The sequence below is a fragment of the Enterobacter sp. 120016 genome, from assembly GCF_018383635.1.
In the GTDB taxonomy this organism is placed as follows: Bacteria; Pseudomonadota; Gammaproteobacteria; order Enterobacterales; family Enterobacteriaceae; genus Enterobacter; species Enterobacter asburiae_D.
In genome coordinates, this window is sequence record NZ_JAHAWC010000008.1 from 1 (window position 1) to 16,804 (window position 16,804).

General features: G+C 58.6%; 20 protein-coding genes and 1 pseudogene. 9 read left to right on the plus strand and 12 right to left on the minus strand.

Annotation, left to right across the window (positions count from 1 at the left end; all coding sequences use genetic code 11):
* Positions 1-94: 94 nt before the first annotated feature.
* Together KIF87_RS13070 and KIF87_RS13075 are read left to right on the plus strand one after the other, a co-directional pair.
* Positions 95-652 (plus strand): annotated as a pseudogene (locus KIF87_RS13070) (helix-turn-helix transcriptional regulator); the annotation flags it as partial.
* A 47-nt stretch (positions 653-699) separates the two neighbouring features.
* Positions 700-1,338, plus strand: a complete 639-nt coding sequence (locus KIF87_RS13075; RefSeq protein WP_213328949.1) for a LysE family translocator — start codon at positions 700-702, stop codon at positions 1,336-1,338.
* Between the two features lie 30 nt (positions 1,339-1,368).
* Here KIF87_RS13075 and KIF87_RS13080 read toward each other — a convergent pair whose 3' ends face one another.
* Positions 1,369-1,671 (minus strand): BrnA antitoxin family protein, encoded by a 303-nt coding sequence (locus tag KIF87_RS13080; protein WP_116342305.1) that lies wholly within the window; start codon positions 1,669-1,671, stop codon positions 1,369-1,371.
* A complete protein-coding gene (locus tag KIF87_RS13085; RefSeq protein ID WP_010427219.1) occupies positions 1,658-1,945 on the minus strand; it encodes a BrnT family toxin in 288 nt (95 codons plus the stop codon). The genes KIF87_RS13080 and KIF87_RS13085 overlap by 14 nt, the downstream gene beginning before the upstream one ends.
* Positions 1,946-2,115: 170 nt before the next feature.
* On the opposite strand from KIF87_RS13085, the gene KIF87_RS13090 reads away from it, so the two are divergent.
* Complete coding sequence (locus tag KIF87_RS13090; protein WP_032660921.1) at positions 2,116-3,387, plus strand: DUF445 domain-containing protein; 1,272 nt, start codon at positions 2,116-2,118, stop codon at positions 3,385-3,387.
* Here the strand turns inward: KIF87_RS13090 and KIF87_RS13095 are convergent.
* The 5 genes from KIF87_RS13095 to KIF87_RS13115 form a co-directional block, all read right to left on the minus strand.
* On the minus strand, positions 3,384-4,460 hold the full coding sequence (locus KIF87_RS13095; protein WP_213328950.1) for a DUF2955 domain-containing protein: 1,077 nt from the start codon (positions 4,458-4,460) through the stop codon (positions 3,384-3,386). The two genes, KIF87_RS13090 and KIF87_RS13095, sit on opposite strands and share 4 nt — an antisense overlap.
* 4 nt (positions 4,461-4,464) lie before the next feature.
* Positions 4,465-5,532, minus strand: a complete 1,068-nt coding sequence (locus KIF87_RS13100; RefSeq protein WP_029739339.1) for an HlyD family secretion protein — start codon at positions 5,530-5,532, stop codon at positions 4,465-4,467.
* A complete protein-coding gene (locus KIF87_RS13105) occupies positions 5,529-5,999 on the minus strand; it encodes a MarR family winged helix-turn-helix transcriptional regulator (protein ID WP_213328951.1) in 471 nt (156 codons plus the stop codon). Before KIF87_RS13105 ends, KIF87_RS13100 begins: the two co-directional genes overlap by 4 nt.
* A gap of 150 nt (positions 6,000-6,149) precedes the next feature.
* Positions 6,150-6,845, minus strand: a complete 696-nt coding sequence (locus KIF87_RS13110) for an ArsR/SmtB family transcription factor (RefSeq protein ID WP_213328952.1) — start codon at positions 6,843-6,845, stop codon at positions 6,150-6,152.
* Between the two features lie 68 nt (positions 6,846-6,913).
* On the minus strand, positions 6,914-7,237 hold the full coding sequence (locus KIF87_RS13115) for an antibiotic biosynthesis monooxygenase family protein (RefSeq protein ID WP_213328953.1): 324 nt from the start codon (positions 7,235-7,237) through the stop codon (positions 6,914-6,916).
* Between the two features lie 216 nt (positions 7,238-7,453).
* On the opposite strand from KIF87_RS13115, the gene KIF87_RS13120 reads away from it, so the two are divergent.
* Positions 7,454-7,723: a type II toxin-antitoxin system TacA family antitoxin gene (locus tag KIF87_RS13120; protein WP_063143245.1), complete on the plus strand. Its 270-nt coding sequence runs from the start codon at positions 7,454-7,456 to the stop codon at positions 7,721-7,723.
* Between the two features lie 3 nt (positions 7,724-7,726).
* Complete coding sequence (locus KIF87_RS13125; RefSeq protein ID WP_213328954.1) at positions 7,727-8,248, plus strand: GNAT family N-acetyltransferase; 522 nt, start codon at positions 7,727-7,729, stop codon at positions 8,246-8,248.
* 50 nt (positions 8,249-8,298) lie between these two features.
* Here KIF87_RS13125 and KIF87_RS13130 read toward each other — a convergent pair whose 3' ends face one another.
* Positions 8,299-9,714 (minus strand): aldehyde dehydrogenase family protein, encoded by a 1,416-nt coding sequence (locus KIF87_RS13130; protein WP_213328955.1) that lies wholly within the window; start codon positions 9,712-9,714, stop codon positions 8,299-8,301.
* A gap of 100 nt (positions 9,715-9,814) precedes the next feature.
* Here KIF87_RS13130 and KIF87_RS13135 point away from each other — a divergent pair, with 100 nt between their 5' ends.
* Positions 9,815-10,717 carry a LysR family transcriptional regulator gene (locus KIF87_RS13135; protein WP_213328956.1) on the plus strand — a complete coding sequence of 301 codons (903 nt, stop codon included), beginning with the start codon at positions 9,815-9,817 and terminating at the stop codon, positions 10,715-10,717.
* Here KIF87_RS13135 and KIF87_RS13140 read toward each other — a convergent pair.
* Positions 10,704-11,183: a carboxymuconolactone decarboxylase family protein gene (locus KIF87_RS13140; protein WP_014882392.1), complete on the minus strand. Its 480-nt coding sequence runs from the start codon at positions 11,181-11,183 to the stop codon at positions 10,704-10,706. The two genes, KIF87_RS13135 and KIF87_RS13140, sit on opposite strands and share 14 nt — an antisense overlap.
* A 101-nt stretch (positions 11,184-11,284) precedes the next feature.
* On the opposite strand from KIF87_RS13140, the gene pdxR reads away from it, so the two are divergent.
* Positions 11,285-12,673, plus strand: a complete 1,389-nt coding sequence (gene pdxR, locus KIF87_RS13145) for a MocR-like pyridoxine biosynthesis transcription factor PdxR (RefSeq protein ID WP_213328957.1) — start codon at positions 11,285-11,287, stop codon at positions 12,671-12,673.
* An 81-nt stretch (positions 12,674-12,754) separates the two neighbouring features.
* On the plus strand, positions 12,755-13,009 hold the full coding sequence (locus KIF87_RS13150; protein ID WP_213328958.1) for a DUF4282 domain-containing protein: 255 nt from the start codon (positions 12,755-12,757) through the stop codon (positions 13,007-13,009).
* 94 nt (positions 13,010-13,103) lie between these two features.
* Here the strand turns inward: KIF87_RS13150 and KIF87_RS13155 are convergent, their stop codons facing one another.
* On the minus strand, positions 13,104-13,265 hold the full coding sequence (locus tag KIF87_RS13155; protein ID WP_213328959.1) for a DUF1127 domain-containing protein: 162 nt from the start codon (positions 13,263-13,265) through the stop codon (positions 13,104-13,106).
* 176 nt (positions 13,266-13,441) lie between these two features.
* Here KIF87_RS13155 and KIF87_RS13160 point away from each other — a divergent pair, with 176 nt between their 5' ends.
* Positions 13,442-14,860 carry an aminotransferase-like domain-containing protein gene (locus tag KIF87_RS13160; RefSeq protein ID WP_047646554.1) on the plus strand — a complete coding sequence of 473 codons (1,419 nt, stop codon included), beginning with the start codon at positions 13,442-13,444 and terminating at the stop codon, positions 14,858-14,860.
* Positions 14,861-14,921: 61 nt separating this feature from the next.
* Here KIF87_RS13160 and KIF87_RS13165 read toward each other — a convergent pair whose 3' ends face one another.
* A complete protein-coding gene (locus KIF87_RS13165; RefSeq protein WP_213328960.1) occupies positions 14,922-16,043 on the minus strand; it encodes a ribosomal protein uL16 3-hydroxylase in 1,122 nt (373 codons plus the stop codon).
* Between the two features lie 124 nt (positions 16,044-16,167).
* Entirely contained in the window at positions 16,168-16,770 is a 603-nt protein-coding gene (locus KIF87_RS13170; protein WP_024909504.1) for an ATP-dependent Clp protease proteolytic subunit, read from the minus strand.
* Positions 16,771-16,804: the final 34 nt, after the last annotated feature.

Here is a 16,804-nt window from a genome sequence, read left to right on the forward strand (position 1 = left end):
CAGTCCAGGGCATAGCGAGTCTCCTCTTCTATGCCAGTTATAACTGTTACCCATGTATCCGGTCTAAAGTGTTACCCATGTTTCCGGTTCATACCTCATCGTGATCCCGGCCTGTGCGCCGCACAGCTGCAACCCCGTCGCCGGGAATCCGCGCAGCTACCATATGCTCTACATCGACACCGAGCTTCCTCTGGCGCTACAGGTGATTCGTAGCCCTGACCTGTTTGCCCACTACCTGGACGTCGTCAAGACAATGTCTCCAGCGTCCGTGGACGCACTGCTTTCTGCCCTTCCCCACGGTGCGGATAGCGCAGACGCGCTTCGCTCAACCAGCCAGCAGGTTCAGGAGGCATTTCTTTCCGATCTCACCTGCCCGCCTTCCCTCGACGAGCTTGCCCAACGCTTCTCGCTGCGCAAGGAGACGCTGATTCGCACCTTCAAGCAGGACACCGGCCTGACGCCGGGCAGCTTCCTCAGCATTTCCCGCGTGGAGTACGCCAAGGCGCGGCTGCGCGCTGGAGATGATATTGCCGACGTCGGCTACCAGAGCGGCTTTGCAGACCAGAGCCACTTTCATAAGACCTTCGTCAGCTATACCGCCGCCACGCCGCGCCAGTACGCCATGGGCCGATCAATATCAGACAATAAATAGGTTCTGCAGCGCCGTACTCTGGCCTCGGATTATTAACCGAGGTCGCTATGGAACTGTTATTTCCTTCCGCTTTTCTCGCCCTGGCGCTGGCGCATTTTGTTGCCCTGCTAAGCCCGGGCCCGGATTTTTTCCTGCTGGTGGGCTACGCCGCGCGCTATCGAGTGCGCGGCAGCGCCGGGCTGTGCCTCGGCATCGCTGCGGGTAACGGGCTCTACATCCTGCTGGTGATTATCGGCTGGAGCGCGCTGCGCCAGTTTACGTGGCTGTTTACGCTTATCGAGCTTTGCGGGGCGCTGTACCTGCTGTGGATCGGCTCGCATCTGGTGCGCAGCCGATCTCAGACTCTGACGCTGAATGAAACCCACCAGCGCTTACCTTCGCTTCGCAAGCAGATCCTGCTGGGGCTCGGTTCGGCGCTGTTAAACCCGAAGAACGCGCTGTTTTATCTGGCGCTGATGACGGCATTGCTGGGGCCGGACGTGACGCTGCTTCAGCAGGCGACCTGCGGCGTCTGGATGGTGATGGTGGTGCTGGTGTGGGATCTGGCGCTGGTATCGCTGATGGGGCTATCGGCGATTCAGCAGAAGCTTAGCCGTTCACTGTGGTGGATTGAGCGCACGGCAGGGGTGGTGCTGATGGGGTTTGGGGGATGGGTGCTGTGGCGGCTACTGGAAATTATACGCTGAGATAGCGGGCAGCCTGACGCCGCCCGTTGCTTATTTTTTATTTTGATCGCGCAGCATTGCTTCACGCAAAATGGCATTGAGCCTCGTCTGATAACCTTTTCCAGGCCGTTTAAGCCACTCCATCACGTCAGCGTCGATACGTACAGATGCCTGAGTTTTGAGTGGCCGATAGAACTTCCCTCGCACCGCCCCTGACCACTGTTCATCCCCCGTGGCAGGGATATCGCTGTAATCAATCTCTGCTTCCGATTTTTCGGCGAGTGCTTTGAGCTCAGCCTCACGACGAGCACTAACCTCAGGCGCACTACCGCGTTTATGTTTAACCATGCTCATAACGGCTCCTCTCTTTACGGTCCGCCTTTCGTGCGCTAATGATTCGAATGACTTCGTCACCACTTTCAAAACGTACCGTGTGTGCGACCATAATGACAATTAGACCATGTACAAGGCCAATGGTCTGCCAACGGAACTCTCCATTTTCATGACGATCCTGCAGAGATAAATGGTAAGGATCGTCAAAAACCAGAACAGCCTCTTCAAAGCGGATCCCATGCTTAATGAGATTACTTTTCGCTTTGTTGGTATCCCATTCAAACTCCGTTGGCATAGTGTACCCTTCCCTTATTGTATATACAAAAAAGCATATACAAAACGTTCGTAAATTGAACCGGTCGACATCGTTCAATTTCATTTTCTGAAGGCGCATTCCAGAAGCTGAAACGCGAAGGTCCTTCTCCTTCTTTGCACTTTCCCCCCGCTTCCCTCTATCCTTAACCCATGGAAAAAATAGCTGAACTCAAACGCGCCAAGCTGTTGGCGCTGTCGCTGCTGCTGGTTGCCGCCGCGGCGTTTATCACCACCCTGTTCCTGCCGCAGACCTTCTGGGTGCGCGGCGTAAAGGCCATTGCCGAGGCGGCGATGGTCGGCGCGCTGGCAGACTGGTTCGCCGTGGTCGCGCTGTTCCGCCGGGTGCCCATTCCCTTTATCTCCCGCCATACGGCGATCATCCCGCGCAATAAAGACCGGATCGGCGACAATCTTGGCCAGTTTGTGCAGGAGAAGTTTCTTGATACTCAGTCGCTGGTGGCGTTGATCCGCCGCTATGAGCCCGCGCAAATGATTGGTGCCTGGTTCAGCAAGCCCGACAACGCCCAGCGCGTCGGGCTACATTTGATGCAGGTGATGAGCGGTTTTCTCGAACTGACCGACGACGGGCGCATTCAGCGCCTGCTCAAACGGGCGGTGCATAAGGCCATCGACAAGGTCGACTTCACCGAAACCAGCGCCGTGATGCTGGAGAGCATGACCAAAAACAACCGCCACCAGGTGCTGCTGGACGCCATCATCAACCGCCTGATTACCCTGATTCAGCGGGAGAGCACGCGGGACTTTATTGCCGATCAGATTGTCCACTGGCTGAAGACCGAACACCCGCGCAAGGCGATGGTGCTGCCCACCGAGTGGCTGGGCGATCAAAGCGCGGAGATGGTGTCGAACGCGGTGAACACGCTGCTGGACGATATCAGCCACGACCGCACGCACCAGATCCGCCAGGCGTTCGACCGCGCCACTCTGAAGCTTATCGACAACCTGAAAAACGATCCGGAGATGGCGGCGAAAGCCGACAACATCAAGCACTACCTGAAAAACGATGAGGCGTTTAACCGCTATCTGGGTGAGATGTGGGCTGACCTGCGCCAGTGGCTGAAAGCGGATATGCAAAGCGAGGATTCGCGCGTGAAGCAACGCATCGCCAACGCCGGGCTGTGGTTTGGCGAAACGCTGTCTAACGACGCCAGCCTGCGGGCGTCGCTGAACGAGCATCTGGAGCAGGCCGCGCACCGCCTCGCACCGGATTTCGCGGCGTTTCTGACCCGCCACATCAGCGACACGGTCAAAAGCTGGGACGCTAAAGACATGTCCCGCCAGATTGAGCTTAACATCGGTAAAGATCTGCAGTTCATCCGCGTCAACGGCACGCTGGTCGGCGGGACGATTGGCCTGATCCTGTTTTTACTCTCGCAGCTGCCTGCCGTGCTGGGGCATTAATCTACTTTGGGCGGCGTGATGACGTAGCGCGTCGCCTCAAAGCGGTTGAGGATTAGGTGTACCAGAAATACCATCGTCAGCGTTGCGACCAGCGAAAAGGTGACGGAGGTGATGCGGTAGAGATCGCTGAACACCAGGTCAGTGTCCGGGTGCATGTTCTGCCCGAACATAATGCCGATGGTCGTGATGCTGGAGAACCCCACGCCCGCGCCCACCTTTTCCATCACGTGCAGGCGCGCGCCAAACGCCAGCCCGAGGCCGATCAGCGGCATCATCAGCAGCATATGGCTGCTGTGATCGTAGAGGATCAGCTGCACCACCAGAATATAGAGGCAGCCCAGCACTACCCCGACCACGCGCCAGATAGAGCTCATCACCGAACCGCGATAGTGCATCGGGAACAGAATCAAAATCCCCGCCATCAGCGCCGAAAGCGAATCGCTTAAGTCGCTAATCTGGAACACCACGAATATCAGCGTCGCGACGGTGCCCGAGAGCAGCGACTCGTGGCGCACACGGGCATCGTTTTTCTCAATCAGCGGCGGCGGCTTGCGGGGCTCGACGTCCGGCAGGAGGTAGTTCATCAGCGCGCTCAGGCACACCGCCATCACGCTCGCTTCGATGTTGGAAAACAGCAGCGTGTGCCAGTTGGTGGTGGGGTAGCTCATAAAGTTGAGCATCACGCTCTGGCACACCACGCCCATTGAGCCAAACAGGAACAGCGGCCCCTTACTCATAAAGCGAAAGCGCATCACGTACAGGGCAAACACCACCAGCGTCATGATGACCGGCCATTGCGACAGATAGCCGATAATGAAGATCATTTCGACACAGTTTAGCGCAGCGCTGAAAATAAACTGCTTCGCCACGTGGCGGTTAAAGACCGGCACCAGCGACAGCAGCATGATCGGATAGACCACAAAAAACACGCCGTAGCTGGTGTTGTAAAAGCTGGAGATGCTCAGCGCAATCATCCCGGCAAAGACGATGCGCAGGGTCTGGCGAAAGTCGTTTGCCGTATAGACGATGTTGCCGTGCGGGGTAAAGACCCGCGCCAGGGTGCTAATAGACATCGAACTAATAAACATAGTGAAGCAGGCTCACCAGGTGGATCTGCATCCCGGAGAAGAAGCGCGCAAACGGCCCCTCGCTGTTGTAGAGCTGCACGGTGGCGCGTGCGCCGGTCGGCAAATGCTTCGGCAATTCTTCGTCCAGCGCGACGTGAATACGCATGCGTTGGGCATCGCGCACCCAGCGGTTGGAGGTTTCCGGTTCGGACAGCTGACCGTTCACGGCCTCCTGACCCGCCAGTATCCCCGCATCGCTGCTGGTCACGTGGGCGCGGAAAACGTGCCCCGGGAAGGCGTCGAACACCACGGCGGCGTCGGTGCCCTGATGGGTGTGGCGCAGGCTCTTCTCGCGGAAATCGGCGACGATATCGGTCTGGTTGTTCACCAGCGCCAGCGCGGCTGAGCCGGACGAAGCGTAAAAGCCCGGGCTTAACTGCAGGTTACTGACCGTGCCGTCCGCCTGGGCGTAGACCTTCGTCCAGCCGAGGTTGAGTTCCGCTTCATCCAGCGCGTTGCGGTATTTTTGCAGCGTCACGTTGCGGTGCTCGTCCCGCTCGCCGCGCTGAATACGCAGGTTATGAATATTGGCCTGGATGGAGCTGACGGACTGCTCACTGCTCTGCCAGGTGGTGCGGACCTTATCCAGATCCGCCTGCGAGACGTTCTGCAGCGTGCTCAGCTTCTGGTAGCGGTCGAAGGTCACTTTGTCGTTACGCGCGGTCAGCACGGCGGTTTTCAGGCTGGCCTGCGCGGCGGCGATCTGCGCATCCAGCTGGTCGTTAGACAGGCGGGCCTGCTCAAGCGCGATTTGCGCCGCTTCCACCTTATTGCGAAACGGCGTGTCGTCGAGCTCAAACAGCAGATCGCCTTTCTTCACCTGGCTGTTGTTGTGGACGTGTACCGCCGCCACATACCCGGAGACGCGCGGAGAAACCGGCGTCACCACGCGCATCACGGTGGAGTCCGGCGTCAGCGGGATCCAGATATCCGCGACGATAAAGTAGACAAACATCAGCAGGAAAGAGGCAATACTCACCCTTACCCAGCGGGCAAACTTTTGTTCAGGAGTCATTATTTTTCGGTCTTGTTATCTTCTTCGCGGATTGTCCGCAAATTGCAGGCGATTTGATTCAACGTGGCGCTGAAAATGTCGATATGTTCCGGCGCGATGTTTTGCGATACGCGCGCCTGATAGGTCTCAATCACCTGAGTGAGCCGTTTTAATATGGCTTTTCCCTCAGGCGTCAGCGTCAGAAGCCGGATACGCTTGTCATAAGGCGATACCGCGCGCAGCAGGTAACCCTGCTTTTCCAGCTGTGTCAGGGTGCGCATCAGCGGCGGCAGTTCAATGCCCTGCACCTCCGCCAGCTCACTCATGGAGACGTTATCCCCGAGCTGATGAAGCTGCATCATCACCGTCCAGCTCGACTGGGTTAACCCGGTATCGAGAATGGCATCGTCGATGACGGCACGCCACTGGCGCACGATCATCGCCATCCGCATACCCATCGGCCTGCGGCTGAACAGTTCTTCTTCACTCATGGGGGAAACCTCTCGTCACACGCGGTCAAGATAATAGTTATCAGGGTAAGTATCAAGAAACGAGAGGTAAAAGCGCAGGAATTGCGAAACGATGTTCTCCCTCTCCCCGTGGAAGAGGGTCGGGGTGAGGGCACCAGCCCGCAGCAGAGTTTAGCGGCTAAAATGCTTCCTGACGGCACTTTTCCCGGAAGCCGTCACCACCACCTCCCTGTACCCCGCCACGCGCTGGATCCACCCTTTGCTTTCCAGATAAATCAACAGCGCCGCGCCCTCCTCACCGCCAAGATGAAAGCGCCGCTCGCTCCAGTCCAGGCAGGCGCAGCAGGCCTTGCGACGGGTATTAGGATTTAGCGGAACACCAAGCTTCAGAAACTGCTCGCGGCCATACGGCGTGAGCGCTGAACCGTCTGCCTCCAGCCACGCTTCCGCCTGCATGAAATCATAGATTTGGACCGCGACCGTTCCGGCAAGATGGTCGTAGCAGGTTCGCGCTTCGCGCATGGCTTTCGGCGCGGTGGTTTCCGGCGGGGTGATGCGGCTCCAGGAGAGCCCCATCATCTGCTCGACCAGCGCCGCCACGTCGTGCCCCGCCAGGCGATAGTAGCGATGCCGCCCCTGAGACAGGCAGGTAATCAGCTTTCCTTCCACCAGCCGGGCGAGATGTCCGCTGGCGGTCGACGGCGCAACGTCTGCCGCCGCGCTCAGCTCGGTAGCGGTCCACGCCCGGCCGTCCATCAGCGCGCACAGCATCTTCACGCGCGACGGATCGGCCATTGCCGCCGCCACAGCCGCAACGGCCTGTTCCAGCGCCGCGCTGTTATCAGGAGGTAGGCTCGTTTTTAACATATGTCGCCCAGGGTTCGGTGATCTCTGCGGCCAGCTTATCATTATCCGTCGGCAGAATGAGGTGAACGTCATACATCCGCGTGCCCTCCGGTTTCGGAACTGTATTCTCGCACCAGCTGCGCCACCCGAATACGGTAAAAAGAAAAAATCGACTCCCGCCCTTCGGCCTGCGCGGCCTGATGGAAGACGTTCTGCTTCCAGCGGCGGACGGCCTCTTCATCCCGCCACCAGGAAAGGGAAAGGATTTTGCCGTCGGTGGTCAGGCTCTGGAACCGTTCGATATCAATAAAGCCGTCGATATCCGCCAGCAAAGGCTTGAGTTCGGCAGCGAGCTGCAGGTAGCGGGCCTGATGCGCGGGCTCCGCTTGGGCTTCGAAAATGACTGCAATCATGGGTGTCTCTCCGTTGTGGGGATGAGGGGAGAATGCAGGATGGAAAAGCACAATGCTTCGGTAAGGAGCGAAGTGTTGTGCCGGATGGCGCTGCGCTCAACTTCTCGTTGAATTCCGGTGAGGACGCACTTATGATTAATGTACGGATAAATGCCGTACATTAGTGTTACCTGTAAAACGAGGCGTTAAGCCCGGATAAAGATTGAGAATGAAACCATGTCAGCACTGAAGAAACAGCGCATCGATCTCCGGTTAACCGAAGATGACAAAAACATGATCGAAGAAGCGGCGGCAATGACAAACCAGTCGATTTCACAATTCATGGTCAGCACAGCCTCTGAACGCGCAGCAGAGGTAATTGACCAGCACCGCCGCCTGGTCCTTAGCGAAGCATCCTGGAATACGGTGATGGACGCCATCAGCAATCCGCCTGCGCCAAATGACCGCCTGAAGCGAGCGGCTAAGCGTCTCCTGGATATGGAGTAAAACGTGAACGACGTGAAGATAGGGATTTTTTCAGAAGACGTTGAGTACGACCTAAGCCAGTTCGACTGCGGAGAAGAGAGCCTTAATACCTTTCTGACGGAGCACCTGAAACGCCAGCATCGTGGAAAGTTTTTGCGGGGCTATGTCCTCACCACACGAGAGCCAAAACCGCGTATTCTGGGCTATTACACGCTCTCCGGAAGCTGTTTTGAAAAGGCTTACCTGCCCTCAAAAACTCAGCAAAAACGTATTCCATATAAAAATGTGCCGAGCGTCACCCTTGGCCGCCTGGCGATTGATAAACGTATTCAGGGGCAAGGCTATGGAGAATTACTCGTTATTCATGCCATGAAGACCGTTTATTTGGCCTCGTTTGCCGTCGGCATTCACGGTCTGTTTGTTGAAGCACTCAACCATAAAGCCAAAGAGTTTTACCTCAAAATGGGGTTCATACCGCTCCTGGCCGAGAATGAATTCACGCTGTTCTTACCGACGAAAACCTTTGAGAGCGTGTTTGAAGAGTGATCAAGCACGTAACGCCCCGGCTAGCGGGGCGTACTTTACCTTCAGCGGTTTTAACCCAGAATCGACCTCGGCTCCATAAACGCCCGAATCCCCCACTCGCCCATCTCGCGCCCCACGCCGGAGTGCTTAAACCCGCCGAACGGCGCTTTCGGTTCATGGGCAAGCGTGTTCACCAGCACGCGACCGGAAACAATCTGCTGCGCCACGCGGCGCGCGCGGTCCGCATCGCCGCCCAGCACCATCGCGCTCAGTCCGTATTCTGTGTCGTTGGCAATGGCGATCGCCTCCGCTTCGTCCTGATAAGGGATTACGCACAGCACCGGGCCGAATATCTCGTCGCGGGCAATGGTCATCCGGCTGTTCACGTCGGCAAACAGCGTCGGGCGCACAAACCAGCCGTCTTGCGTCCCGTCCGGTCTCCCTTCACCACCCGCCAGCAGACGCGCCCCCTCTTCGATGCCTTTACGGATATAGCCCTGCACCCGCTGCCACTGCTTTTCGCTGACCATCGGGCCGACGTCCGTCGCGCTATCGCGCGGGTCGCCGGATTTCACCGCCGCCACGGCCTGCGCCAGCGCGGTTTCGATCTCCGCCTTACGCGCCTGCGGCACCAGAATGCGCGTCCCGGCCACGCACGCCTGCCCGCTGTTCATAAACCCGGCCTGAATCACCAGCGGGATCGCCAGCGCCAGATCCACATCATCCAGCAGGATCGTCGGCGATTTGCCGCCTAGCTCCAGGGTCACGCGCTTAAAGCTCTCCGCCGCGTTGCGCAGGATCGCTTTGCCGGTATTCGTGGAGCCGGTAAACGAGATTTTTGCCACGTCCGGATGGCGGCTGATGGTCTCACCTACCGTCTCGCCGCGCCCTGTGACGATGTTAAACACGCCCGGCGGCAGCGCGGCATCGCGCAGCGCTTCGGTGACAATCTGTGTTTGCAGGGCGCTCATTTCGCTCGGCTTGATGACTGCCGTACAGCCCGCCGCCAGCGCGGCCGCCAGCTTGCCGCAGATAAACCCCGCGTCGCTGTTCCACGGCGTGATAAGCCCGGCCACCCCAAGCGGCGTCATCTGCACCGTTGCCGCGCCTGCGGGGGTGACGAATGCGAACGCCTCCAGCGCCTCAATGGCCTGAGCAATCACCTCCGCCGGATAGCTGGCCATCCACGCCGAGCGCGAGGCGGGCGCGCCGTACTCTTCAACGATCGCGTCGAGCAGATCGTCGTGGCGAGCGGCCACGGCGGCGTGCATACGTTTTAGCGCCGCGATGCGTTCCTGCTTTGTTGTCTGCGACCACGCCGGAAACGCCGCTTTTGCCGCCGCAATGGCGCGCTCTGCGTCAACCTCATCCGCCAGACGAACCTGGCCGATAACCCGCGCCGTCGCCGGGTTGTATAAATCAAACCACTCTGTGCCGTGCGGGGTAACAAATTCGCCGTTAATAAAGATCTGTTCGATGGTGTGCATATAAACCTCCTCAGGCTGTGTGAGCACAGTCTGGCACGGCTTCTCCGTTGCGATAATCCACGCTATGCTGCAAGGGTTGTTTCGATTTTCAGGATAATCTATGCATCGTTCAGGTCTGACAGAGCTGGAAGTGGTGATGGCGGTAGTGCGGCGCGGCAGCTTTCGCGCCGCGGCGCAGGAGCTGGGCATGTCCGCCACGGCGGTAAGCAACGCCATCGCCGGGCTGGAGAGCCGCCTTGAGACGCGCCTTTTCAACCGCACCACCCGCAGCGTGGCGCTTACCGATGCCGGGCAGCGCTTCGTGGCGCGTATCGGCCCGGCCCTGCAGGAGATCCGTCTCGCCAGCGAGGAGATCCACAGCGACACCAGGGAACTTACCGGCACGCTGCGTCTGAACGTGCCGAACCATATCGGCACCCTGTTTCTGGACCAGCTGCTGATCGACTTTATGATCCGCTACCCGAAGATGCGCGTAGAGACCGTCAGCGAAGCGCGAATGATCGACATCGTAGCGGAAGGCTTTGACGCGGGGATCCGCCTTGAGGAGTCCGTGCCGCAGGACATGATTGCCGTGCCGCTAACCGGGGAGATCCGCCAGCTTGTCACCGCCACGCCGGACTATTTTGCACGTCACGGCATTCCGCAGACGCCGGACGATCTGCTTTCACATCAGGGGATCGGCATGCGCATGGCCCACGGCGGGATCTACCGCTGGGAGCTGGCGCGTCGGGGGGAAACGTACGCCCTTGCCGTGCCGCCGCGCTTTGCGACGTCCGATCTTTTTGCCTCGATCCGCGCCGTGAAAGCGGGATTAGGGGTGGGATTTTTGCCGGAACTGTATATCCGTGAAGAGCTTGAGCGTGGAGAACTGGTGAGCGTCTTAAACGACTGGGCGCAGCCCTTTGCCGGGCTGCGCCTGTATTACCCCGGCCATCGCCACGTTCCGCCAGGGTTACGGGCGCTGGTGGCGACGATCCGCGAGCGCGGGATTATTCCAGGTTAGCCTTGTTCAGCCCGTAAGCCGCATCCAGTGAGCCCGGCGCCATGCGGGAGGTGATCCCCAGACGGTTCCAGGCGTTGATCGCCACGATGGCGAAGTTCAGCTCTGAAATCTCCACGTCCGAGAAGTGCTCCGCCACGCTGCGGTACAGCGCGTCGCTTACCCCATGAACGCCAATCTGGGTCAGCGCTTCGGTGAAGGCCAGCGCGGCTTTCTCGCGGGCGCTGAACAGCGGGGACTCGCGCCAGGCCGCCAGATGGTACAGGCGCAGCTCGCGCTCGCCGGCGATTTTGGCCTCTTTCGAGTGCATATCCAGACAGAAGGTACAGCCGTTCAGCTGCGACACGCGAATGTCGATCAGGTGCTTCAGCGCCGGGTCGATGGAGGTTTTTGCCACTTCCATGCTCAGGGCGGACAGGGCGTTGGCGAGGGCAGGTGTGACTTTATGGTGGTTAACGCGAGTGCTCATTGTCTTTCCTCTTTTTGTGCGGCATGTGTCATGCGATGAGGCAAATCTACGCCGTTCATGACATAGTAAAAAGATACAAAAAGCGTGAAACGAGGTAGGACATGAAGCCGGGCTATCACGAGATTTATTCCCGCTATCGCGACAACATCACGCGCGGCGTGCTGAAGCCGGGTGATAAGGTGCCCGCCATTCGCGTGCTGGCGGAAGAGCTGAAGGTGGCGCGTAAAACCGTCGAAACGGCGTATGCCATTCTGACGGGTGAAGGGTATCTGGTGAGCCAGGGCGCGCGCGGCACGCGGGTTAACCCTGATTTACTGTTGCCGGATAACAATGCCCCTGCGGAACAGCCCACCGGCGCGCTTCCGGCATCGCTCATCAGCCAGCGCGAGCGGGCGGGGTTTCTGCGCCCCGGCATCCCGGCCCTCGACAGCTTTCCGTATAAAAAATGGCTGCTGCTGGCGGGCCAGGCGACGCGCGCCATGCGCCAGGAGGAGATGCTCAACCCGCCCGTTCTGGGCTGGTATCCTCTGCGCCAGGCCATCGCCAGCTATCTCAATATCTCACGCGGGCTGTCCTGCAGCGCCGAACAGGTGCTGATCACCAGCGGCTACAGCGGCAGCCTGCGGCTGATCCTCGACACCCTTGCCAGCCGCAGCGACAAGGTGGTGTTTGAAGATCCGGGCTATTTTATGGGCCAGCAGCTGCTCAAGCGGATCGTGCCGCGCCTGCACACGGTGCCGGTTGACCGATCAGGTATCGACACGGACTACCTGCTCCGTCACCATCGCGACGCCCGTTTTGCCATCGTCACTCCGTCGCACCAGAGCCCGCTGGCGGTCACGCTCTCGCTGCCGCGCAAGCAGCAGCTGCTCGACTGGGCCAGCCAGAACGAGGCGTGGATTATCGAAGACGATTACGACGGGGAGTTTCACTATACCCGCAAGGTGCTGCCGTCGCTGAAAAGCCTCGACCAGCACGACCGGGTAATTTTTATGGGCACCTTCAGTAAAACCATCATGCCGTCGCTGCGCATGGGCTACGTGGTGATGCCTGCCAGCACCGTCGGGGCCTTTACCGACTGCGCGGACATTACCACCAGCGGCCAGCCGGTGCTGACGCAAAAGATCCTCACCGCGTTTCTCAACGAAGGGCATTTTTTCCGTCATTTGAAAAAGATGCGCGCGCTGTATCAGACCCGCCGCGACTGGATGATTGCCGCCCTGCGCGAGGTGTATGGCGATCTGTTTTTCACCGAGCAAAACGACGGCGGGATGCATATCGTGGCGTTTCTGACCAGAGGAAGCGGTGACCGGGAAGTGGCGCGCTGCTGGCAGGAACAGCAGCTGCAGGTGAATGCGCTTTCGGAGTGGTATCGCGGGTCGGGCAAACGCTACGGGCTGGTGATGGGATATAACAACGTGCGGTCGTATCAGGAGGCGCTGGATTTGCTGGAAAGACCGAAGCGGCAGACGCTTGAAGTATTACTCTGAAATCAGATATCTGCCAAATTAGCACCGATTTAAAATATCTATATAATCTGATGGCTTTTTTACATTTCTAAGGAAAAGAAAATGAAATCAATTTTGGGATTTGATTATTTATTAACACCACGCGTGCTGGTCTTATTTTACTGGATCGCCATGCTGCTTATTTTTGCAGGCGGTGTGTATACCATGTTCAGCGACCATCTCGTCACCGGCTTTATCGGTATGGTATGCAGCCTGGTCGGATGCCGAGTGATGTTCGAACTGATTATGGTTGCGTTCAAGAACAACGAATATTTGCGCCGCATCGCTGAAAACACGTCGATAAAATCTGCCGAATAATCCGCTTGTTATATGCCGGGTGACGGCTACGCCTTACCCGGCCTACTCGATCCCGTAGGCCCGGTAAGCGAAGCGCCACCGGGCGATAAATGCCTCACACGTCATACCGCGACAACCCAACGTCCTTGAGCTGCTCGTCGCTCATCTGGCTCAGAATGCGGCGGGTACGGTTGATGCGATACCAGTTGCAGATCGTTTTGCCGATCCAGACAAACACGGCGAACGGACGTTTTGAACGGTTCTCATAGAATTCCATGATGCTCTCCTCACTGTACCAGTGGGGTTATCATCCCGGAAATCGACCCGTGCAATACAGACTCAAAAACACCTTTTGTTTAACATACAGATCCGCTAAAACAGTATCTGCATGCCAATTTTTACGGCAATCTGTACTGGTTTTACAATCTGTATGGTGAAAACAAAGGATACAGCATGACGCGCTATCAACATCTCGCCAACCTTCTGGCAGAACGCATTGAACAAGGGCTGTATCGCAGCGGCGAACGTCTGCCGTCGGTACGCACGCTGAGCCAGGAGCACGGCGTGAGTATCAGCACCATACAGCAGGCCTATCAGATCCTCGAAAACCTCCAGCTGATCACCCCCCAGCCGCGCTCCGGCTATTTTGTTTCGCAGCGCAAAGCCCAGCCGCCGGTTCCGGCCATGACGCGCCCGGTGCAGCGCCCCGTGGACGTCACCCAGTGGGATGAGGTGATGATGCTGCTGGACGCCCGCGCCGACAAAGAGATGATCTCATTTGGCGGCGGCTCGCCGGATATTAACCAGCCGAGCCTGAAGCCCCTGTGGCGCGAGATGAGCCGCATTGCGCAGCATAATCCGGGTGAAATGCTGAGCTATGACGTGCTCGACGGGCGCCTGGAGCTGCGCGAGCAGATCGCCCGCCTGATGCTGGACGGCGGCTCGACCGTGGCAGCGAACGAGATTGTCATCACCAACGGCTGCCACGGCGCGCTGTCGATCGCCCTGCTCTCGGTGTGTAAACCGGGGGACATCGTGGCGGTGGAGTCACCGTCGTTTCACGGCACCATGCAGATGCTGCGCGGGTTTGACATCAAGGCGATTGAAATTCCTACCGATCCCGAGACCGGGATCAGCATCGAGGCGCTGGAGCTGGCGCTGGAGCAGTGGCCGATCAAGGCGGTGATCCTGGTGCCCAACTGCAATAACCCGCTCGGGTTTATCATGCCGGAAGCGCGGAAAAAGCAGGTGTTAGCCCTGGCCCAGCGGCACGATATCGTGATCGTGGAGGATGACATTTACGGCGAGCTGGCGGCGGAGTACCCGCGCCCGCGCACCATCCACTCGATGGATATCGACGGTCGCGTGATCCTCTGCAGTTCGTTTACCAAAACCGTGGCGCCGGGCCTGCGCGTCGGCTGGATTGTGCCGGGGCGCTATTACGACCGGGTGATGCACATGAAATACGCCGCGGGCGGGTTTAACGTGCCGGGTACGCAGATGGCGGTGGCGGCCTTTATTCGCGACGGGCATTATCATCGCCACGTGCGCCGTATGCGTCAGATTTATCAGCAGAATATGGAAACCTACACCTGCTGGGTGCGGCAGTATTTTCCGGCAGAGATTTGCGTCACGCGCCCGCAGGGAAGCTTCCTGCTGTGGATTGAGCTACCGGAGAAGGTCGACATGGTGTGCGTCAGCAAGCAGCTGTGTCGGCTGAAGATCCAGGCCGCGGCCGGGTCGCTGTTTTCCGCCTCCGGGAAGTACCGCAACTGCCTGCGGATCAACGTGGCGCTGCCGCCGACGGAGAAGAATCGTGAGGCGTTGAAGAAGATGGGCGAAGCGATTGTGATTGCGATGGAGGAGGGCTAGTGCGGCCTGATGCCCTCACCCCGACCCTCTCCCACAGGGAGAGGGAGAAAACCGTGCCGCACTACTCGTCGAAGTACCAGTACCCCTGGTTAATCAGCCCGGTGAGCTCTTCAACAAACGCCGGGTTATTCAGCGCATCGCCCAGCTCGGCCTGGCCGAGTTCGGTGTAGCGGCACAGCGCATCCGCCGCCTTCGCGTCTACCGTCTCCAGCTGTTCGCTGTTGATGAAGAAGCTGCCGTTAACGTTCAGCACGCGCAGGCCGCTCAGGCGAGACAGCGTTTCGCCGCCCTGCAGCGCGTCCAGCACCTCTTCCGGCGCGTACGGCGGCTCGGCGGCGGCGATATCCAGCTCGTGGCGCGGCGTCGAGACAAAGCTGCCGAACCATTTTGTGAAATCATCAGGCTTGCCGATCATGTCGATCATCATCTGACGAATGCGATCCAGCTCGTACTTCTCCACGCGGCCCGGGTGTTCGCGACAGGTCAGATCCGGATCGCTGTAGTGCTCGCCGCCCAGATCGTTTTCCAGCGCGTAATCGGCGAAGCTGCTGATCAGATCGCGACCGTTCGGCCCGCGGAAGCCGACGGAGTAGTTGAGCGCCGTCTCGTGGGTAAAGCCGTCGTGCGGGAATCCAGGCGGGATGTAGAGGATGTCGCCCGGGGCCAGATCTTCGTCGATGATCGGCTCAAACGGATCCACATGCAGCAGCGCCGGATGCGGGCAGAACTGACGCATCGGCAGCTTGTCGCCCACGCGCCAGCGGCGGCTGCCCATGCCCTGAATGATAAACACGTCGTACTGATCGATATGCGGACCCACGCCGCCGCCCGGCACGGAGAAGGAGATCATCAGGTCATCCAGACGCCAGTCCGGCAGGACGCGGAACGGACGCACCAGCTCCGCCGCGGGCATATGCCAGTGGTTCACCGCCTGCGCCAGCAGCGACCAGCTGGTTTCGCCTAGATCGTCAAAGTGCTCAAACGGACCATTGCTGGCCTGCCACTTGCCGTTGAAATGGCTCACCAGGCGGCTATCGACTTCCGGCTCCATCGCCAGGCCTGCCAGCTCGTCCGGGGTAATCGGATCGACAAAATTCGGGAAGGCATTTTTCAGCACTACGGGTTTTTTTTGCCAGTATTTTTCGAGAAATTCCGGCCAGTTCAGGTTCAGTTGATACGCCATGGGTAGCACCAGTGAGAGGGGAAACAGGCGCGATTATAGGCAAGAAGGCAGAGGGGGAACTTGTCATGGGTCAAACGAGGGCGTGTAGGTCGGGTATCACCCGACTCAAACACGCCGCGAAAACTTAATCCAGCTTCAGCTCGTCATAATGGGTAATCAGTTTACCCACGATGCCGTAGTCCAGCGCTTCTGCCGGAGACATCCAGAAGTTGCGGTCGGTGTCTTTTTTCACTTTTTCCAGCGGCTGGCCGGTGGCGTCGGCGATCAGCTTGTTCACGCGATCCAGCATGCGGATGATCTCGCGCGCTTCGATCTCAATATCCGTTGCCTGACCGCGCACGCCGCCCAGCGGCTGGTGGATCATAAAGCGGGTATTTGGCAGCGAGTAGCGGTGCTCTTTCTTCGCCGCCAGGAAGATGGTGATCCCGGCGCTCGCCACCCAGCCGGTGCCGATGACGTGAACTTCCGGGCGAATGAATTTGATAAAGTCGTGGATGGTATCGCCCGCTTCCACGTGGCCGCCCTGGCTGTTGATGTACAGCTTGATCGGATCGTTGCTGACGCTTTGCAGCAGGATCATCTGGGTGATGACCTTCTGCGCCAGCTCCTGGTTGATCTCACCGGAGATCACAATCGAACGGGACTCCAGCAGTTTTTGCTGCAGAGCGCCCGCGCCGTTTGACCCTTCCGCTTTTTCCTTGTCGCTTTCTTTCAGTGTGTAGTGCATTGTTATTTCCTCAGCTTGTAGCGCTCAAAACCAG

What these genes read in the sequence shown, in the direction of transcription:
- KIF87_RS13075 (WP_213328949.1), top strand. Translation starts at nt 700, where the DNA reads ATGGAACTGTTATTTCCTTCCGCTTTTCTCGCCCTGGCGCTGGCGCAT.
- KIF87_RS13080 (WP_116342305.1), bottom strand. Translation starts at nt 1,671, where the DNA reads ATGAGCATGGTTAAACATAAACGCGGTAGTGCGCCTGAGGTTAGTGCT.
- KIF87_RS13085 (WP_010427219.1), bottom strand. Translation starts at nt 1,945, where the DNA reads ATGCCAACGGAGTTTGAATGGGATACCAACAAAGCGAAAAGTAATCTC.
- KIF87_RS13090 (WP_032660921.1), top strand. Translation starts at nt 2,116, where the DNA reads ATGGAAAAAATAGCTGAACTCAAACGCGCCAAGCTGTTGGCGCTGTCG.
- KIF87_RS13095 (WP_213328950.1), bottom strand. Translation starts at nt 4,460, where the DNA reads ATGTCTATTAGCACCCTGGCGCGGGTCTTTACCCCGCACGGCAACATC.
- KIF87_RS13105 (WP_213328951.1), bottom strand. Translation starts at nt 5,999, where the DNA reads ATGAGTGAAGAAGAACTGTTCAGCCGCAGGCCGATGGGTATGCGGATG.
- KIF87_RS13110 (WP_213328952.1), bottom strand. Translation starts at nt 6,845, where the DNA reads ATGTTAAAAACGAGCCTACCTCCTGATAACAGCGCGGCGCTGGAACAG.
- KIF87_RS13115 (WP_213328953.1), bottom strand. Translation starts at nt 7,237, where the DNA reads ATGATTGCAGTCATTTTCGAAGCCCAAGCGGAGCCCGCGCATCAGGCC.
- KIF87_RS13120 (WP_063143245.1), top strand. Translation starts at nt 7,454, where the DNA reads ATGTCAGCACTGAAGAAACAGCGCATCGATCTCCGGTTAACCGAAGAT.
- KIF87_RS13130 (WP_213328955.1), bottom strand. Translation starts at nt 9,714, where the DNA reads ATGCACACCATCGAACAGATCTTTATTAACGGCGAATTTGTTACCCCG.
- KIF87_RS13135 (WP_213328956.1), top strand. Translation starts at nt 9,815, where the DNA reads ATGCATCGTTCAGGTCTGACAGAGCTGGAAGTGGTGATGGCGGTAGTG.
- KIF87_RS13140 (WP_014882392.1), bottom strand. Translation starts at nt 11,183, where the DNA reads ATGAGCACTCGCGTTAACCACCATAAAGTCACACCTGCCCTCGCCAAC.
- pdxR (WP_213328957.1), top strand. Translation starts at nt 11,285, where the DNA reads ATGAAGCCGGGCTATCACGAGATTTATTCCCGCTATCGCGACAACATC.
- KIF87_RS13150 (WP_213328958.1), top strand. Translation starts at nt 12,755, where the DNA reads ATGAAATCAATTTTGGGATTTGATTATTTATTAACACCACGCGTGCTG.
- KIF87_RS13155 (WP_213328959.1), bottom strand. Translation starts at nt 13,265, where the DNA reads ATGGAATTCTATGAGAACCGTTCAAAACGTCCGTTCGCCGTGTTTGTC.
- KIF87_RS13160 (WP_047646554.1), top strand. Translation starts at nt 13,442, where the DNA reads ATGACGCGCTATCAACATCTCGCCAACCTTCTGGCAGAACGCATTGAA.
- KIF87_RS13165 (WP_213328960.1), bottom strand. Translation starts at nt 16,043, where the DNA reads ATGGCGTATCAACTGAACCTGAACTGGCCGGAATTTCTCGAAAAATAC.
- KIF87_RS13170 (WP_024909504.1), bottom strand. Translation starts at nt 16,770, where the DNA reads ATGCACTACACACTGAAAGAAAGCGACAAGGAAAAAGCGGAAGGGTCA.